Here is a 17,624-nt window from a genome sequence, read left to right on the forward strand (position 1 = left end):
GCCGGAATTTCCCGTAACGGAGCGCCCTTTCCCATGGCCGATCCTGCCCCCGCGCCTGCGCGCAGCACCCGCGGCAAGCCTCCTGCCGGCGCAACCGGCGTGCTGGTCCTGGCCGATGGCAGCGTGGCCTGGGGCAAGGGATTCGGTCATGTCGGCCATGCCGTGGGTGAGGTGTGCTTCAACACGGCGATGACCGGTTATCAGGAGGTGATGACCGATCCTTCCTATGCCGGGCAGATCGTCACTTTTACGTTTCCCCACATCGGCAACGTCGGCATCAACGACGAGGACGTCGAGGCCCATGTTCCCGGCGCGGTAGGGTGCATCGTGCGCGAGGAAATTACCGCGCCGTCGAACTTTCGCAGCCAGGGCGATTTCGCCTCATGGCTCGCGGCGCGCGGCAAGATAGGCCTTTCCGGGCTCGATACCCGCGCACTAACCCGCCGGATCAGGACCGCCGGCGCGCCCAATGCCGTGATCGCCCATCATCCCGACGGTAAGTTCGATCTGAAGGCGCTGACCAAGATCGCCCGAGAGTGGCCGGGACTCGAAGGCATGGACCTTGCCCGCGTCGTCAGCCGCGAAGGCAGCGAGGATTGGGAGGGCGGCGTCTGGCATCTGGGGCAGGGCTATGCCCGCTCGCCCCACGACAAGCGTCCGCACGTTGTCGCAATGGATTTTGGCGCGAAGGACAACATCTTCCGCAATCTCGTAAAGGCGGGGGCCCAAGTGACTGTCGTACCTGCCGAAACTTCACTCGAGACGGTCCTTGCGCTCGAGCCTGCCGGCGTGTTCCTGTCCAACGGTCCTGGCGATCCAGCGGCGACCGGCGAGTATGCCGTGCCGGTGATCCGCCAATTGCTCGAGCGCGACGTGCCGATCTTCGGCATATGCCTTGGCCATCAGATGCTAGGGCTCGCCGCCGGGGCGACGACCAGCAAGATGCATCAGGGTCATCGCGGGGCAAACCATCCTGTCAAGCGGCTTGCGGATGGAGTGGTCGAGATTACCAGCATGAATCACGGCTTCGCAGTCGATAACGCCTCCCTGCCCGCAGGGATCGAGGAAACCCACGTTTCGCTGTTCGACGGCAGCAATTGCGGCATCGCGATCAAGGGCAAGCGAGCTTTCGGCGTCCAGTATCACCCCGAAGCCAGTCCCGGTCCGCAGGACAGCTTCTATCTGTTTGAAAAATTTGTGGGGATGCTCGGCTGATGCCCAAACGCACCGACATATCCTCGATCCTCGTGATCGGCGCAGGTCCGATCGTCATCGGCCAGGCCTGCGAATTCGACTATTCCGGAACGCAGGCGATCAAGGCGTTGAAGGAGGAGGGCTATCGCGTTGTCCTCGTGAATTCGAACCCTGCCACGATCATGACCGATCCCGAATTCGCCGACGCCACCTACGTCGAGCCGATCACCCCCGAGGTCGTCGCCAAGATCATCGCCAAGGAACGGCCTGACGCGGTTCTGCCGACCATGGGCGGACAGACCGCACTCAACACGGCGCTCGCGCTGGCAAGCGACGGGACGCTCGAGAAGTACGGCTGCATCATGATTGGCGCGGACGCAGAGGCGATCGACAAGGCCGAGGACCGCCAGAAGTTCCGCGAGGCGATGGACCGTATCGGGCTCGAGTCCGCGCGATCGGGAATCGCGCACAACGAGACCGAGGCGCTGGCCGTGCTTGAACGGACAGGCCTGCCGTCGATCATCCGACCCAGCTTCACCCTGGGCGGGACAGGTGGCGGCATCGCCTACAATCGCGAGGAATTCCTCGCCATCGTTCGCGGCGGGTTGGAAGCCTCTCCCACGACCGAGGTTCTGATCGAGGAATCGCTGCTCGGCTGGAAGGAGTACGAGATGGAAGTCGTGCGCGACCGCGCCGACAACGCCATCATCATCTGCTCGATCGAAAACGTCGACCCGATGGGCGTCCACACCGGGGATTCGATCACTGTCGCCCCAGCACTGACGCTGACCGACAAGGAATACCAGATCATGCGCAACGCATCGATCGCGGTGCTGCGGGAAATCGGCGTCGAAACAGGCGGTTCCAACGTCCAGTTCGCGGTCAACCCCAAGGACGGCAGGCTCATCGTCATCGAGATGAACCCCCGCGTTTCGCGCTCCAGCGCACTGGCGTCGAAGGCTACCGGCTTTCCCATCGCCAAGGTCGCGGCGAAGCTGGCAGTGGGCTATACGCTCGACGAGATCGTCAACGACATCACTGGCGCCACGCCGGCCGCGTTCGAGCCGACGATCGATTACGTCGTGACGAAGATCCCGCGCTTCGCTTTCGAGAAGTTCAAGGGCTCGTCTAACCTTCTTTCCACCGCGATGAAGTCGGTCGGCGAGGTCATGGCGATCGGCCGCAACTTTAAGGAAAGTCTGCAGAAGGCCCTGCGCGGCCTTGAAACGGGGTTGGACGGCTTCAACCGCGTCGCCGAACTGGACGGGGCCGGCCGGGACGAGATCAACGCCGCCCTCAGCCGCGCGACTCCCGACCGACTGCTCAACGTCGGACAAGCGTTCCGCGAAGGTTTCACCGTCGAAGAGGTGCACGCGGTAACCTCGTATGATCCCTGGTTTTTGCGTCACATCGAGGAGATAATCGCCGAAGAGGCTGCGATCACCGCAAACGGACTTCCGGGCACGGCGGAGGGCCTGCGGCGACTCAAAGCGATGGGCTTTTCCGACAGGCGTCTCGCAACGCTTGCAGTCCGTTCCATCGGCGTGGCGGGGGGGCTCGCGGAAACGCAGGCCAAGCGCTCGGGCCTCCTCCACGACACGCTGCGCGCCATGGCCGGCGCGACCAGCGAGGCCGAAGTTTGCGCGTTGCGCCACCGCCTGGGCGTGCGTCCCGTGTTCAAGCGGATCGATAGCTGCGCGGCTGAGTTCGAGGCCATTACGCCCTACATGTACTCGACCTACGAGGCACCCATGTTCGGCGAAGCGGAAAACGAAGCCGCGCCGTCCGACCGGCGCAAGATCGTCATTCTTGGGGGTGGACCCAATCGCATCGGCCAGGGAATCGAGTTCGACTATTGCTGCGTCCATGCCTGTTTCGCGCTCGAGGAGGCTGGCTTCGAGACGATCATGGTCAACTGCAATCCCGAGACGGTTAGCACCGATTACGACACGTCGGACCGCCTCTATTTCGAGCCATTGACTGCGGAGGACGTGCTCGAGGTCCTGTCGGTCGAGCAGCAGGCAGGCCAGCTGGTCGGCGTGATCGTCCAGTTTGGCGGACAGACCCCGCTAAAGCTCGCGCAGGCGCTCGAGGACGCGGGGATTCCAATTCTCGGCACTTCGCCCGATGCGATCGACCTTGCCGAGGACCGAGAGCGGTTCGCCAAGCTCGTCAACAAGCTCAAGCTGCGCCAGCCCGACAACGGCATCGCCCGCAGCCGCGACGAGGCCGTCGCCGTAGCGAGCCGGATCGGCTATCCGGTTTTGATGCGGCCGAGCTACGTGCTTGGGGGCCGGGCGATGGAAATCGTCGACAGCCAGGCGCAGCTCGATGACTACATCGCGACGGCCGTGAACGTATCCGGCGATTCTCCGGTGCTGATCGACCAGTATTTGCGAGACGCCATAGAGTGCGACGTGGATGCGCTGTGTGACGGAACGGACGTCGTCGTGGCGGGCGTTTTGCAGCACATTGAAGAGGCCGGGATCCACTCCGGCGACAGTGCCTGCACCCTCCCGCCATACAGCCTGGGTCCCGACTTGATCGCCGAGATGGAGCGCCAGGCCGCGCTGCTTGCGCGCGCGCTCAACGTCGTGGGCCTGATGAACATCCAGTTCGCGGTGAAGGGCGACCTTGTCTACTTGATCGAAGTGAATCCCCGGGCAAGCCGGACGGTTCCGTTCGTGGCCAAGGCCATTGGCCAGCCGATCGCCAAGTACGCCGCCCGGATCATGGCGGGTGAGAAGCTGGCCGACCTGCCGCCGATCCGCCGTGAGATGGATTACATGGCGGTGAAGGAGGCGGTGTTCCCCTTTGCCCGCTTCCCGGGCGTCGATCCGGTCCTCAGCCCCGAGATGAAGTCGACTGGCGAAGTCATGGGGATCGATGGCAATTTCCCGATCGCTTTCGCGAAGGCGCAACTCGGCGCCGGCACCAGGCTTCCGGACGGGGGCGTCCTGTTCGTTTCCGTCAAGGACACCGACAAGCCGGTGATCCTGCCCGCGGTGCGCCGCCTCGTCGACCTGGGCTTCCATATCATCGCCACCGGAGGCACGCAGAAATATCTCGCCGACGCCGGAATTCCGGTCGAGCGCGTCAACAAAGTCGCTGAAGGACGGCGGCACATCGTCGACCGCATTATCGACGGCGAGGTGGCGCTGATCTTCAACACGACCGAAGGCTGGCAAAGCCACCGGGATTCCGCCTCGATCCGCGCCTCCGCGCTGCATGGCCGCGTGCCCTATTTCACTACCGCGGCAGCATCGGTCGCCGCCGCGGAGGCGATCGCGGCGCTCCGGACCGCGCACCTTGAAGTGCGCTCGCTTCAGGATTATTATAGCTGACGGCGGCACTTTCCCGACAGAAGTGACAAATTTAGCCTAACCGGTGCGCAAGCATCGCCGGCGGGGGAACTCTTTTCCCTTACAGCCGTCCCCACGGGACGTGCAGAACTAGTGAAGGACGATTGGGGCAAATGGCGAGTGTCGAAAAGCTGCCGATGTTGGCAGAAGGCTACGAACGGCTGGTCGCTGACCTGAAGGCTCTGCGTGAAGAACGTCCTCTGATCGTCGAGGCGATCGAGGAAGCGCGCGCGCATGGCGATTTGTCCGAGAACGCCGAATATCACGCCGCGAAGGAACGTCAGGGCCAGGTCGAAGCCACCATCGGCGACCTCGAGGACCGCATCAGCCGCGCCCAGATCATCGATCCGACGACGCTTTCGGGCGATCGGATCGTCTTCGGCGCAACCGTTTCGCTGCTCGACGACGACGACAAGCCGATCAAGTACCAGATCGTGGGACCGACCGAGGCTGACGCCAAGATCGGCCGGATCAGCTACAACTCACCGCTCGGAAAGGCGCTCATCGGGCGCCGGGTCGATGAGGAAGTCGAGGTTACGGTTCCGTCGGGCGACCGGTGCTATCTCGTCAAAAAGATCGAGTTCGTCTGACGATCTGAGCAGTACTCAGTTGATTTCGATATCCGGCTCCAGCAGCCGGTGCAGATGGACGATCACGTACTTCATCTCGGCATCGTCGACGGTTCGCTGGGCGTGGCTGCGCCAGGCGTCCTCTGCCGAAGCGTAGTCGGGAAACACCCCGACAAGATCAAGCTTGTCGAGTTCAACGAATTCGAGACCTTGCGGATCGCGAACGCGCCCGCCCATGACCAGATGAAGCTTCTGCATGGGCTGGGCGCTTAGCGATATCGGGGCGATTTACAACAACCCTTTGCCGAGGGCACGGCTAGTGGCGGACCTTGCCGGCAAGGTCCAACAGGGCCTTGAATGCAGTGCCGCCTGCATCGCGCGCAGACCTGGTCGCTTCTTCCGCAAGCTTCCCGGCGCGGCGCCCAGCGTCGCTGCCCAGATCTACTGCGCGGCGTGTCGCTTGCGAGCTGAGGTCGGAGGCCCGGCGGCGTGCCTCGGCGCTCGTTTCAGCAAAATCCTCGGACAGTTCCCCGAGCTTTTCCTGACCAGCGCGGCCCGCTTCGGCAGCGATGTCCAGCGCCTTGCTTCCGTAGATCGTCCCAAGCTCGCCGGCGACCGTAGCGATCCCCGCGAGCCTTGAACTGAGCCTGCGGCCGAACGCCGCGGGGAGAATGGCGGCGACAGCGGCACCAAGTACCAGGCCGCCCGCGACCATGGCCAACGGGTGATCTTCGACCAATTGGGTGAATGTCGTGCCCTGCGAATTGGAGGGACGGTAGTCGCTCTTTGAGGTCTTGGCCTTGCGCGGAGAGCCCGTGCCCTTTGCACGAGCTTGCGAGGCTGAAATCTTGTCGCGGATTCGCTGCGCCTTGGCGGATTCGTCAGTCACTGAAAGTCTCCTTCGCCCTACTCGACGCTTTGGACCGGGTGATGTTCCGAGCTGTCCGCTTCATCATCATTTTGGAACAGCGCCGCCACGGCATCGCCAATCGGTCCTCGCAGCAGCCAGGCGAGCAGGGCGACGACCGTTGCGCCGACGATCCCGCGATGCTCCGAAGCGACGTCGAGCGTCGTCTCCCAGACGTCGTGTGCCTCGTCGGTTACCTTATCCTTGATCCGCTCGCCAACCCCGCGCGCGTCGAGATCGGCACGGATGCGTTCGACATCCAGTTTGAGCAGGGCCCACGCGTCGTCACGAAGCGACCGGAATTCGGCAAGGCGGGCCACATCGTCGGACGCGCTCATGGGACGGCCTTGAGCGGCGGCGGCATGGCTGCCGCTTGCATGCGCCTGAGCCGCGTCCGGGCCATCGAAAGCGCGATGAAACCCAGCAGCAGAAGGGTCACGCCGACGATTGCCAGCGCGCCCCAGACCGTGACGAGGGGAATCAACGCCAGGAGGAGTCCCACCACGAGCGCGACCATTGCGAAGTACACGCATCCGAGCGCCAGAAGCAGGAGGCCTGCGATGCCCTTGGACCGGTTGAGTAAAAAAGCGGCGCGCTCGCTCTGAAACGCGCGCTCGGCCTCGAAAGCCGTTTGCACGTCGTCGGCCAGGGCGCGCAGGTCATCGACCAGCGAGCCGTCGCCATCGACGTCCGCCGAAGCGATCGCTTCCTTGCGCGCGTCGGTGCTGGCGGTGGCCTCGCTGTCGATCATCATTTGCGGTCAGTGAGCGGCACTGGCTCCCGCGTCAATCGTCGCCGTTGCCCTTGAACATCCGCGCGATGAAATAGCCTGCGACGGCCGCGATGCCGATTGCGGCGCCGGGGCTCTTGCGGACGAATTCCCGCGCGTCGTCGCCAAGCTCGCCGAAGTCCTTGGATTCCAGAGCGGCGGCAGCTTCCTGCATCGACCGGGCGGCGGTGCGAGCGTAATCGCCGTATTTGGCGCCCAGCTTTTCGTCGATGGTCGTTGCATTCTGCGAGACCGTCTTGCCGAGCGCGGCGATCGTGTCACTGGCGCGGCTCTTCCCGTCCTTGGCCAGCGTAGCTGCCTTCGTCTTGGCCTGAGCGCCGAGAACCTTCGCTTCCTCGACCCAGTCCGAAGCGCCATCGGCTGCCATGGCGCGATAGGATTCGCCGCGTTTGACAGCTTCGGAGCGCAAAGCATCGACGCCTGCCTTGGCTTCCTCGATCGCAGCATTGAACCGGCTTTTCGCGCGCGAGGTCGAACCCGTGCCATTGCCCCGAGAAGATGACGATGCGCGCGAAGCGGTCGCTGGCTTGCGCGCGGTCGTCCCGCTCTTGGCCGAGGAGGACTTCGCCGAAGTAGTGCTGCGGGGCTTTGCGGCGCGCGGCGAAGCCTTGCGTGCCGAAGGCGTCTTTGTCGCGCCGGAGCCGGCAGTCGATGCCGAAGTGTTTGAAGTTGTGGTCGGCTTGTCGGGGGTGTCGGCCATCGCAATGCTTCCTTTGCCTTGGGAGTCGTGTCCGTTCGTTGTCCTGCGACCATTCCTTGTCGCGCAGACGAGGCGGGTGCGCAATGGCGAACGGCGAGCGTGCGCTCGTCGATATGGCAGTTGAACGCAGCTTGCCTGCCATTGTTCCAGTGGATAGGGGCTCAGCGCACCGGCCGGCACAGGCCACGGGACGTTCGCCAGGAAAGACCGCCATGACCGCCATCATCGATATCCACGCCCGCGAAATTCTCGACAGCCGAGGCAATCCGACGGTGGAGGTCGATGTTCTGCTGGATGATGGCAGCATGGGTCGCGCCGCGGTGCCCTCGGGCGCCTCGACCGGCGCGCACGAGGCCGTCGAGCTCCGCGACGGCGATGCGAAGCGCTATCTCGGGAAAGGCGTAACGAAGGCGGTCGCGGCGGTGAACGGCGAGATCAGCGATGCGCTCCTGGGCTTCGACGCGGAGGATCAGCGCGATCTCGACCTGGCCATGATCGCGCTCGACGGGACGAACAACAAGGCGCGCCTCGGCGCCAACGCGATCCTGGGCGTGAGCATGGCCTGCGCCAAGGCCGCTGCGGCTGCTCGCGGCCTGCCGCTTTACTCCTATGTCGGCGGAATAGGCGCACATGTCCTGCCGGTGCCGATGATGAACATCATCAACGGCGGGGAGCATGCCGACAACCCCATCGATTTTCAGGAATTCATGGTCATGCCGGTCGGCGCTCCGACGCTTGCCGAAGCGGTCCGTTGGGGTGCGGAGATCTTTCACACCCTGAAGAAGGGCCTGCATGAAAAAGGACTGGCTACGGCGGTCGGCGACGAGGGCGGGTTCGCGCCCAACCTCGCCAGCACCCGGGCGGCGCTGGACTTCATCATGACCTCGATCGAACGCGCAGGGTTCAAGCCGGGCAGTGACATCGTGCTCGCGCTCGATTGCGCGGCCACCGAGTTCTTCCGCAACGGCAAGTACGAGATCAGCGGCGAGGGCCTGAGCCTGGGTCCGGTGGAAATGGCGGACTATCTGGCCGCGCTGTGCGCCAGCTATCCGATCCGCTCGATCGAAGACGGGATGAGCGAGGACGACTTTGATGGCTGGAAGGCGCTGACCGACAAGGTCGGCAGCACGGTCCAGCTAGTCGGGGACGACCTGTTCGTGACCAATCCGGAGCGCCTGCGCATGGGCATTGGCAAGGGGCTGGCCAATTCGCTGCTGGTCAAGGTCAACCAGATCGGGACGTTGACCGAAACGCTCGAGGCAGTGAGCATTGCGCAGCGCAGCGGCTACACGGCGGTAATGAGCCATCGCTCGGGCGAGACCGAAGATGCGACCATCGCGGATCTGGCGGTCGCGACCAACTGCGGGCAGATCAAGACCGGAAGCCTGGCCAGGTCCGACCGTCTCGCGAAGTACAACCAGCTCATCCGTATCGAGGAGGAACTGGGCGACGCGGCGCAATATGCGGGGCAGGGCGCCTTCGGCCGCCTCGCTTGATCCCCATGTCAGTCGTTGGTGCGCACGAGCGCGCGGCGACCTGAAGGCGCGTCAGCCGGTACGAGCAGAAACTCGTCGGCGCTGTTGCGCTGCGGGCGGCTGATCCCCCGGAAATAGACGACCATGTGCTCATAGGCTTGCGCGCTTAGCCGCACGAAGACCCGGCGGGCATCACGCTTGTCGCTTTCGCGAACGACCAGCCCCTCGCTTTCCAGGACTTGCAGCCAGCGAAGCGCTGTCGTCGGCGGCACTGCCGCGCCGATACAGGCGCCGGTGACCGGAACGAGCTTGCGCTCCTTCGAGGCTATGAAAAGGTCGAGAAGAATGTCCCAGGCCGGCTCGCCGAACAGCGCGTCATTGCCGAAGATCGCGTTGCGGCTGCGCCTGTCACGGTAGGCCTGGCGGGCAAGCTCGCCCCAAAGCGGATCGTCGCCAGTGGGCCCCTCCGATGCTTCCAGGGCCCCCGCCACCGGACCACGCTCGATATTCCGCGCGATGGCAAGAAGCTCGTTTGCAGTGGCGATCAGGCGCCTGGCGAGGCTGCGCGCGGCCGGATCAGGCGCCATGTTGCGCTGATGCTCTGGGTCGGCCCGGAATGAGCGATGCGAACGTTGGCGCGCCGTAAGACCCTTCAAGGCTGGCGAGATCGATCGCGGCTGGAGCAAATGGCGGCGTCATGGCAGGGCTGTGAAGGCCACAGCCTCCACGCCTTAGTCACGCCGGAGTCCCTCCGTTTCCGATATAAATTCGCGCCGGTGCATTTCGGCACGCAAAGCGTCGATCGCTCGGTCGAGATGCGCTCCTGCCGCACCCGCCTTCAGCGCGTCAACCGCGCCAAGACAAGTTTCCAGTTGGGCAATCGTGGCGGCAAAGGAGGGGCCACGGGGAATCGGTGCGAAGTTCATCGGATGCCTGATTAGTCATACGTTAGCAGGAATTTAGATGGACAGGCGCGCGGCGAAAGAGGGGCGGGCGGCGCGCGTTGGCATTGTTCCGGTTTGGGTCAATCATTCTTCCGGTTGTTAGCGCTCAGGCCAATTGAGGCACCTCCGGCACGAGCAGGAGCGTGCTGCGTTTCCTGATTTGGTGGAACCGGGCCTGCGCTCTATAGCCCCCGCCATCATGCGACGCTCGCCGTCGCGGCGCGCTGCCGCCAGGAAGGATTTTTGACGATGACAATGCGCAAGATACTGCCCGCTCTTCTCCTTACCGCGACCGCCCTGGCGGGACCGATTGCCTGCAACGTACCCGGGGCCAATGCTCCGGCGAGCGAAGCGACGACCGGCACAGCTCTTGGAATCCGTACCGACTGGATGGACAAGACGGTCAAGCCTGGCGACGATTTCTACGCCTACGCCAACGGTGCCTGGATGAAGAACACCCAAATCCCGGGCGATCGTTCCAGTGTCAGCAGTTCGTTCGAATCGCAGAAGACGACCGAAGCCAACATGGGCGAGCTGATCGCCGGCTTGCTTAAGTCCGAGCCTGCCGCAGGTTCGGACGCGGCGAAGATCAAGGACTACTACAACGCGTTCATGGATACCGCCGCGATCGACGCGGCGGGCCTGAAGCCCGTTCAGGCCGATCTTGCCCGCTTCTCCGCGATCAGGGACGTTGCCGGTCTGTCGAAGGTTCTCGGCGAGCAGGTTCGGGCCGATGTCGATCCGCTCAACTCGACCAATTTCGCGACCGAGAACCTGTTCGGAATATTCGTCACCCAATCGCTCGCCGGTAACGGAGTTATGCCGTACATCCTTCAGGGCGGCCTCGGGATGCCGGAGCGCGAATACTATCTCGCCGCGGACCCCAAGATGGCCGGTCTGCGCGACAAGTACCGGGCCTATATCGCCCAGTTCCTCACCGATGCCGGAATACCCGACGCAGCGGCCAAGGCGCAGCGCATCTATGATCTCGAGATGAAAATTGCGCAGGCTCACATGACCCGCGACGAAAGCGATGACTGGAACAAGCGTGCGAGCGAGTGGGGCAGCGCCGATCTTGCCAGCAAAGCTCCCGGCATCGATTGGAACGCATTTTTGGGCGCGGCGCAGCTCGGCGGACAGCAGACCTTCGCGGTCTATCACGACGGGTCGGTCCCCAAGCTTTCGGCGCTCGTGGCGTCTCAGCCGCTCGACGCGTGGAAGGACTGGCTGATATTCCATCAGCTCAATTCTCATGCCGAAGTCCTGCCGGCGAAGCTGCGCGCAGATCACTTCGCATTCTATGGAACTGCCCTTCAGGGCACGACCCAGGACTTAGCGCGCGACAAGCGGGCGATCGCTGCAAGCAGCCGTCCCCCTTATTCGAACGCCGTCGCACTGGGTGACGCGATGGGCGACGCCGTCGGCAAGCTATACGTCGAGAAGTACTTCCCGGCTTCGGCCAAGGCGCAGATCGAAGACATGGTCGGGAACATCAAGTCGGCGTTCGCCAAGCGGGTAGAGGGGATCACCACGCTGGCGCCGGAGACGAAGAAAGAGGCCCTGGCCAAGGTCAATTCCATCGTCGTCGGTGTCGGCTATCCCGACAAGTGGACCGATTATTCGGCGCTCACGGTCGATCCCCACAATGCCTACGCCAATGCGATCGCCGGCGAGAAGGCGCGCTACGCGCAGCAGATTGCCAAGATCGGCAAGCCGCTTGACCGCAGCGAGTGGTGGATGAATGCGCAGCTGGTCAACGCCGTGAACCTGCCTGTCCAGAATGCGCTGAACTTTCCGGCGGCCATTCTGCAAAAGCCCGACTTCGATCCGGCGGCGGATCCCGCGGCCAATTACGGCGCCACTGGCGCCACGATTGGGCACGAGATCAGCCACAGCTTCGACAACGGCGGCGCGATGTTCGATGCGACGGGCAAGATGCGCAACTGGTGGACGCCGGCCGACCTTTCCCGGTTCGAACAGTCGGGCAACATGCTGGCCCAACAGTACGACACTTACGCTCCGTTTCCCGGCATGCATGTCGACGGCAAGATGACGCTTGGGGAGAACATCGCCGACGTCGTTGGCCTGCAGGCTGCCTACGACGCCTATCGCGCCTCGCTCAAGGGCAAGGAAGCGCCGGTGATCGACGGATTCACCGGTGACCAGCGGTTCTTCATAGCCTTCGCGCAAAGCTGGGCGACCAAGATGCGCGACGAGCTGATGCGCGTTCGCCTTGCAACCGATGGCCACGCGCCGGGCATGTATCGCGCGCTGACAGTGCGCAACCTCGACGCTTGGTACAAGGCGTTCGACGTGCAGCCTGGCGACAAGCTGTTCCTCGCTCCGGAAAAGCGCGTGAAAGTCTGGTGACGCGCGGGTTGTGAACCGCTTGCGGTACGGTAAGCTGCTCTCATGAGCAGCGCTATCGAACCTTTCGTTCTTACCGTACCGCAAGCCCAACTCGACGATCTGGCTCACCGGCTGGCCGCGACCCGGTGGCCGGAAAAGGAACCGGTCGACGACTGGACGCAAGGCACGCCGCTTGCGCAGCTTCAGGACTTCGTCGCCTATTGGCGCGAGCGTTACGACTGGCGCCCCTGCGAAAGGCGGTTGAACGCGCTGGGGCAGTTCAAGACCGCGATCGATGGCCTGGACATTCACTTCCTCCATGTCCGCTCGAGACACGAAAACGCGCTGCCGCTCCTGCTGACGCATGGCTGGCCGGGTTCGGTCATCGAGTTCATGGACGTCATAGCACCTCTGACCGACCCCGAGGCCCACGGGGGGAACTCTGCGGACGCGTTTCATCTCGTCATTCCGTCGCTCCCTGGATTCGGTTTTTCGGGCAAGCCGACCGAGGCCGGGTGGGGGGTGGAGCGCATCGCTCGGGCCTGGGCCGAACTCATGCGCCGGCTCGGTTACGACCGCTGGGTGGCGCAGGGCGGGGACTGGGGATCGGCCGTCACGACGCAGATCGGCGTGCAGGAACCGCCCGGATGCATCGGGATCCACCTTAACATGCCGATAGGCCGCCCGACGCCCGAGGACCTGGCAGCGCCCTCCGAAGCTGAACAGCGGGCGCTGGCCGCACTGCAGTTCTACCAGGAATGGGATTCCGGTTATTCCAAGCAGCAGGCAACTCGCCCTCAAACCATCGGCTATTCGCTGGTAGATTCGCCGGTCGGGCTGGCAGGCTGGATCTACGAAAAGATGCGGGCATGGACAGATAACCAGGGCAAGGCCGAAGACGCCCTGCGTCGCGACGCGATGCTCGACAACATCATGCTCTACTGGTTGCCCGCAACAGGCGGCTCAGCGGCCCGACTTTATTGGGAAAGCTTCGGACAGTTCGCCCCGCGAGATATCAGACTGCCGGTGGGGGTCAGCGCGTTCCCGAAGGAAGTCATCCCTGCGCCGCGCAAATGGGTGGAGCGCACGCTGCACAACCTCATCCACTGGAACGAACTGGAAGCGGGCGGACACTTTGCCGCTTGGGAGCAACCTGCTCTGTTCGTGAGCGAAATGCGGACCTGCTTCGCGAAGATCCGCTAGGCGCGTTTATTCTGCCATGAAGGCTGCGTTGATCGTCAGGTCAACCTGATCGGAGACCAGCGGGATACCGGAACTGATCCCGAAGTCGCTCCTTTTGACGGTGGTTTGCGCCACGAAGCCGATGTTCGGCTTGCCGTCGGGAAAACCAGGCCCGGCGCCGACAAGCCGGGTATTGAGCACCACCGGACGTGTGACGCCGTGCAAGGTAAGGTTGCCGGATATCATCGCCCGCGTCCCGCTGGCCTGGATCATGGTGGAGACGAAGCGTCCTTCGGGAAAGCGCTTCGCATCGAAGAAATCCGCCGCCTGAAGGTGCTTGTCCAGTTCGGGATCAGTCGTTTTCACTGCAGCGATCGGGAAACGCACCTCGACCCTGCTGCGCGATGGCCTCTTCGCGTCGAGCACCAGCGTACCGTTCGGCTGCGTGAACTGGCCCGTATATTCGCTGAAGCCCAGGTGGTTGACCCGGAACAGCACCTGGGTGTGCGCCGGGTCGACCTTGTACCGTCCGGAGACCGCGCGCTTGGGCAGCGGCTTGCCGGGGGCTTCCCGCGGAAGCTGCGGCGTTTGTGCCGCGACTGCCGCGAGCGGCAGGGAAATCAGGGCAGCGAGGATCAGCGAATGGCGCACCGGCGTCGGCTCCTTGAGATGGGACCACCGGTGCGCTGATCGCCTTAATTCTTCGCCTTGTCGACCAGCTTGTTGGCGCCGATCCAGGGCATCATCGCGCGAAGCTGGGCACCGGTCTTCTCGATCGGGTGAGCTTCTGCCGCCTTGCGCGCGGCCTTGAGTTCAGGCTGCCCGGCGCGGTTGTCGAGGACGAAGTTCTTCACGAAACGGCCGGACTGGATGTCCTTCAGCACGCGCTTCATCTCTGCCTTGGTCTCGTCGGTGATGATGCGGGGTCCGGTGGTGATGTCGCCGTATTCCGCGGTGTTGCTGATCGAGTAGCGCATGTTGGCGATGCCGCCCTCATAGAGCAGATCGACAATGAGCTTCGTCTCGTGAAGGCACTCGAAATAAGCCATCTCGGGCGCATAACCCGCCTCGACCAGCGTTTCGAAGCCGGCCTGGATGAGGTGCGTTATCCCACCACAAAGGACCGCCTGCTCGCCGAAGAGGTCGGTTTCGCATTCTTCCTTGAAATTGGTCTCGATGATGCCCGAGCGCCCGCCGCCAACGCCGCTGGCGTAGGCCAGCGCGACGTCATGCGCGTTGCCGGTCGCGTCCTGGTGGATCGCGATGAGGCAAGGAACGCCGCCGCCGCGGACATATTCCGAACGAACCGTGTGTCCGGGTCCCTTGGGGGCGATCATGATGACGTCGATGTCCTTGGGTGGCTCGATCAGGCCGAAATGAACGTTCAGGCCGTGGGCGAAGGCAAGCGCGGCGCCTGGCTTCATGTTCCCGGCAAGGTCATTTTCCCAGATGGCGGCCTGATGCTCGTCCGGCGCGAGGATCATCAAGATGTCGGCCCACTTGGCCGCTTCCTTATTGTTCATCACCTTGAAGCCGGCGTCCTGGGCCTTCTTCGCGGTCGCCGAGCCATCGCGCAGGGCGATCGCGACGTTCTTGACGCCGCTGTCGCGCAGGTTCTGCGCATGAGCGTGGCCCTGGCTGCCATATCCCACGATCGCGACGTTCTTGTCGGTGATCAGGTTCAGGTCCGCATCTGCGTCGTAATAGACTTTCACGTTAGTTTCCTCTTCGGGTGCCCGTCCACCGGGCAAGTGACTGAAATCGAAGTGCGAGCTAAGCTGGAGGCTCAGGCCCCCTCGGCGCCGCGCATCATCCCGACAATTCCGGTTCGGCCGACCTCAACGAGGCCGAGCTCGCGCATGATGACAACGAAGCTGTCGATCTTGTCGGGCGCTCCGGTCAGCTCGAAGATGAAGCTTCCCGTCGTCGTGTCGACAACTTTCGCCCGGAATACGTCGGCGACGCGCAGGGCTTCCACGCGGGTATCGCCCTTGCCCGTGACTTTGACCAGAGCCAGCTCGCGCTCGACGTGGGCGCCCATCTCGGTCAGGTCGATGACCTTGTGCACCGGAACGAGCCGCTCAAGCTGCGCGCGGATCTGGTCGATCACCGCGGGTGGCCCGTGCGTGACGATTGTGATCCGGCTGACCTGATGGTTCTCGGAGATATCGGCGACCGTCAGGCTGTCGATATTGTAGCCACGCGCCGTGAACATGCCAGCGATGCGCGCAAGGATGCCGGCCTCGTTGTCGACCGTCACTGTCAGGACGTGCCGTTCGCCCTGCTGTTCGGCAATCTTCATCACACGAGAGCCTTTGCTTCGTCGTCCATCGTCCCGGCAACCGCGTCGCCGTGGAGGATCATGTCGGTATGCGCCGCACCGGAAGGGATCATCGGGTAGCAGTTGGCCTCCTTGGAAACGAGGCAATCCACGATCACCGGGCCATCGTGATCGAGCATCGCATGGATACCGGCGTCCAGCTCGCTCTCGCTGGTGATGCGAATGCCCTTCCAGCCATAGGCCTCGGCCAGCTTCACGAAGTCCGGCAGGCTATCCGAATAGGAGTTGGAGTAACGACTCTCGTAAGTGAGTTCCTGCCACTGGCGGACCATTCCCATGAACTCGTTGTTGAGGATGAACACCTTGACCGGAAGCCGATACTGGCTCGCAGTCCCAAGTTCCTGGATATTCATCTGGATCGATGCTTCGCCAGCGATGTCGATGACCAGCGCGTCCGGAGAACCCAACTGCGCGCCAATCGCGGCAGGCAGGCCATAACCCATCGTTCCGAGTCCTCCCGAGGTGAGCCATTTGTTCGGACCGTTGAAATGGAAATGCTGTGCCGCCCACATCTGATGCTGGCCGACTTCGGTCGTGATGATCGGATCGCGGTGCTTGGTAAGGGCATAGAGCCGCTCGACCGCCAGCTGTGGCATGATCTCCGAAGACGATCGCGGATAGGCCAGACTGTCGCGTGCGCGCCAGCCATTGATCCGCGCGGTCCATTCGGAAAGGTCCGCGCGCTTGTGGCCCGCGGATGTCCAGGCATCTATGATCTGGCCAAGGACCTGCGCGCAATCGCCGATCAGGGGCAGATCAACCGCCACGGTCTTGTTGATCGATGCACGATCGATGTCGATGTGGATCTTGGTGGATCCAGGCGAAAATGCGTCGAGCCGACCGGTGACGCGGTCGTCGAACCGCGCGCCGACGCAGACCAGCAGGTCGGCGCGGTTCATGGCCATGTTGGCTTCGTAGGTCCCGTGCATACCCAACATGCCCAGCCAGGCAGGGTCGGCAGCCGGGAAGGCGCCGAGCCCCATCAGGGTCGAGGTCACCGGTGCGCCGGTCAGCTTTTGCAATTCACGCAACAGGCGGCTTGCCTCGGGTCCCGAGTTGATGACGCCGCCGCCGGTGTACAGCACCGGCGCACGCGCCGCCGCAATCAAGGCTGCGGCAGAAGCAACGTCATTTTCTGGTGCGGCCACCTGCGGCAGGTACCGGTTGCGCTGTTGCGGGATGCGATCGTCCCAGTTGGCTGTGGCGACTTGCACGTCCTTGGGAATGTCGACCAGCACGGGGCCGGGACGTCCTTCGGTGGCAATGCGGAAAGCCTCGTCGATTGTGGCCGCGAGGTCTGCCGGATTCTTCACCAGGTAGTTATGCTTAGTGCAATGGCGGGTGATGCCGATCGTGTCGGCCTCCTGGAAGGCATCCGAGCCGATCAGCCCGGTGGCGACCTGGCCGGTGAGGACTACCATGGGGATCGAATCCATGAATGCATCGGCAATCCCGGTGACCGCATTCGTCGCGCCCGGACCGGATGTCACGAGCACGACTCCGGGCTTGCCGGTCGAACGGGCATAGCCTTCCGCGGCATGGGCAGCCCCTGCCTCGTGGCGCACGAGGATGTGGCGAATCCGCTCGTCCGAGAAGAGGGCGTCATAGATCGGGAGCACCGCTCCGCCCGGATAGCCGAATACGAATTCGACCCCGCGCGCGACGAGGCTTTCGATCAGGATTTCGGCGCCACTGCGCTCGCTGCTCACTGTGCTTTCCTCGTTTGCTCGGGCCGACCGCAACGTCCGCCGCCCATCAAGAAACCGGCCCGACGCAGCTTTTCGCTGGCCGGGCCGCCTCTCCAAGTTCGT

The 17,624-nt window shown here is 63.5% G+C and carries 16 protein-coding genes; 6 read left to right on the forward strand and 10 right to left on the reverse strand.

The window, feature by feature from the left end; translation table 11 throughout:
- The first annotated feature begins 33 nt into the window (after positions 1–33).
- From carA to greA, 3 genes are all read left to right on the forward strand, one after another.
- On the forward strand, positions 34–1,215 hold the full coding sequence (gene carA / locus ACFO0A_RS08710) for a glutamine-hydrolyzing carbamoyl-phosphate synthase small subunit (RefSeq protein WP_379538619.1): 1,182 nt from the start codon (positions 34–36) through the stop codon (positions 1,213–1,215).
- On the forward strand, positions 1,215–4,538 hold the full coding sequence (gene carB / locus ACFO0A_RS08715; protein ID WP_379538620.1) for a carbamoyl-phosphate synthase large subunit: 3,324 nt from the start codon (positions 1,215–1,217) through the stop codon (positions 4,536–4,538). Before carA ends, carB begins: the two co-directional genes overlap by 1 nt.
- Positions 4,539–4,669: 131 nt before the next feature.
- Positions 4,670–5,146 (forward strand): transcription elongation factor GreA, encoded by a 477-nt coding sequence (greA, locus tag ACFO0A_RS08720; RefSeq protein ID WP_379538621.1) that lies wholly within the window; start codon positions 4,670–4,672, stop codon positions 5,144–5,146.
- Positions 5,147–5,161: 15 nt separating this feature from the next.
- On the opposite strand, the gene ACFO0A_RS08725 is transcribed toward greA, so the two are convergent.
- From ACFO0A_RS08725 to ACFO0A_RS08745, 5 genes are read right to left on the reverse strand one after another with little or no spacing between them, the layout of a single operon-like run.
- On the reverse strand, positions 5,162–5,383 hold the full coding sequence (locus ACFO0A_RS08725; protein WP_379538622.1) for a DUF4170 domain-containing protein: 222 nt from the start codon (positions 5,381–5,383) through the stop codon (positions 5,162–5,164).
- 58 nt (positions 5,384–5,441) lie between these two features.
- Complete coding sequence (locus ACFO0A_RS08730) at positions 5,442–6,014, reverse strand: hypothetical protein (protein WP_379538623.1); 573 nt, start codon at positions 6,012–6,014, stop codon at positions 5,442–5,444.
- 17 nt (positions 6,015–6,031) lie between these two features.
- Positions 6,032–6,370: a hypothetical protein gene (locus ACFO0A_RS08735; RefSeq protein WP_379538624.1), complete on the reverse strand. Its 339-nt coding sequence runs from the start codon at positions 6,368–6,370 to the stop codon at positions 6,032–6,034.
- A complete protein-coding gene (locus ACFO0A_RS08740) occupies positions 6,367–6,786 on the reverse strand; it encodes a phage holin family protein (RefSeq protein ID WP_379538625.1) in 420 nt (139 codons plus the stop codon). The genes ACFO0A_RS08735 and ACFO0A_RS08740 overlap by 4 nt, the downstream gene beginning before the upstream one ends.
- A 31-nt stretch (positions 6,787–6,817) precedes the next feature.
- Entirely contained in the window at positions 6,818–7,522 is a 705-nt protein-coding gene (locus tag ACFO0A_RS08745) for a hypothetical protein (RefSeq protein WP_379538626.1), read from the reverse strand.
- A gap of 212 nt (positions 7,523–7,734) precedes the next feature.
- Here ACFO0A_RS08745 and eno point away from each other — a divergent pair, with 212 nt between their 5' ends.
- Positions 7,735–9,018, forward strand: coding sequence for a phosphopyruvate hydratase (gene eno / locus ACFO0A_RS08750; protein WP_379538627.1), 1,284 nt, complete (start codon positions 7,735–7,737; stop codon positions 9,016–9,018).
- Between the two features lie 8 nt (positions 9,019–9,026).
- Here the strand turns inward: eno and ACFO0A_RS08755 are convergent, their stop codons facing one another.
- The gene (locus ACFO0A_RS08755) at positions 9,027–9,584 is read right to left on the reverse strand and encodes a MarR family transcriptional regulator (RefSeq protein WP_379538628.1); all 558 of its coding nucleotides are present in this window, start codon (positions 9,582–9,584) and stop codon (positions 9,027–9,029) included.
- Positions 9,585–10,190: 606 nt separating this feature from the next.
- Between ACFO0A_RS08755 and ACFO0A_RS08760 the strand changes: the two genes are divergently transcribed.
- Complete coding sequence (locus ACFO0A_RS08760) at positions 10,191–12,311, forward strand: M13 family metallopeptidase (RefSeq protein WP_379538629.1); 2,121 nt, start codon at positions 10,191–10,193, stop codon at positions 12,309–12,311.
- Positions 12,312–12,353: 42 nt separating this feature from the next.
- Complete coding sequence (locus tag ACFO0A_RS08765; RefSeq protein ID WP_379538630.1) at positions 12,354–13,493, forward strand: epoxide hydrolase family protein; 1,140 nt, start codon at positions 12,354–12,356, stop codon at positions 13,491–13,493.
- Between the two features lie 6 nt (positions 13,494–13,499).
- On the opposite strand, the gene ACFO0A_RS08770 is transcribed toward ACFO0A_RS08765, so the two are convergent.
- From ACFO0A_RS08770 to ilvB, 4 genes are all read right to left on the reverse strand, one after another.
- Positions 13,500–14,123: a YceI family protein gene (locus ACFO0A_RS08770; RefSeq protein WP_379538631.1), complete on the reverse strand. Its 624-nt coding sequence runs from the start codon at positions 14,121–14,123 to the stop codon at positions 13,500–13,502.
- Between the two features lie 44 nt (positions 14,124–14,167).
- Positions 14,168–15,187 carry a ketol-acid reductoisomerase gene (gene ilvC, locus ACFO0A_RS08775; protein ID WP_379538632.1) on the reverse strand — a complete coding sequence of 340 codons (1,020 nt, stop codon included), beginning with the start codon at positions 15,185–15,187 and terminating at the stop codon, positions 14,168–14,170.
- 71 nt (positions 15,188–15,258) lie between these two features.
- Positions 15,259–15,774 carry an acetolactate synthase small subunit gene (gene ilvN / locus ACFO0A_RS08780; protein ID WP_379538633.1) on the reverse strand — a complete coding sequence of 172 codons (516 nt, stop codon included), beginning with the start codon at positions 15,772–15,774 and terminating at the stop codon, positions 15,259–15,261.
- The gene (gene ilvB, locus ACFO0A_RS08785) at positions 15,774–17,522 is read right to left on the reverse strand and encodes a biosynthetic-type acetolactate synthase large subunit (protein ID WP_379538634.1); all 1,749 of its coding nucleotides are present in this window, start codon (positions 17,520–17,522) and stop codon (positions 15,774–15,776) included. Before ilvB ends, ilvN begins: the two co-directional genes overlap by 1 nt.
- Positions 17,523–17,624: the final 102 nt, after the last annotated feature.

It is taken from the genome of Novosphingobium tardum (assembly GCF_042652045.1).
Classification (GTDB): Bacteria; Pseudomonadota; Alphaproteobacteria; order Sphingomonadales; family Sphingomonadaceae; genus Novosphingobium; species Novosphingobium tardum.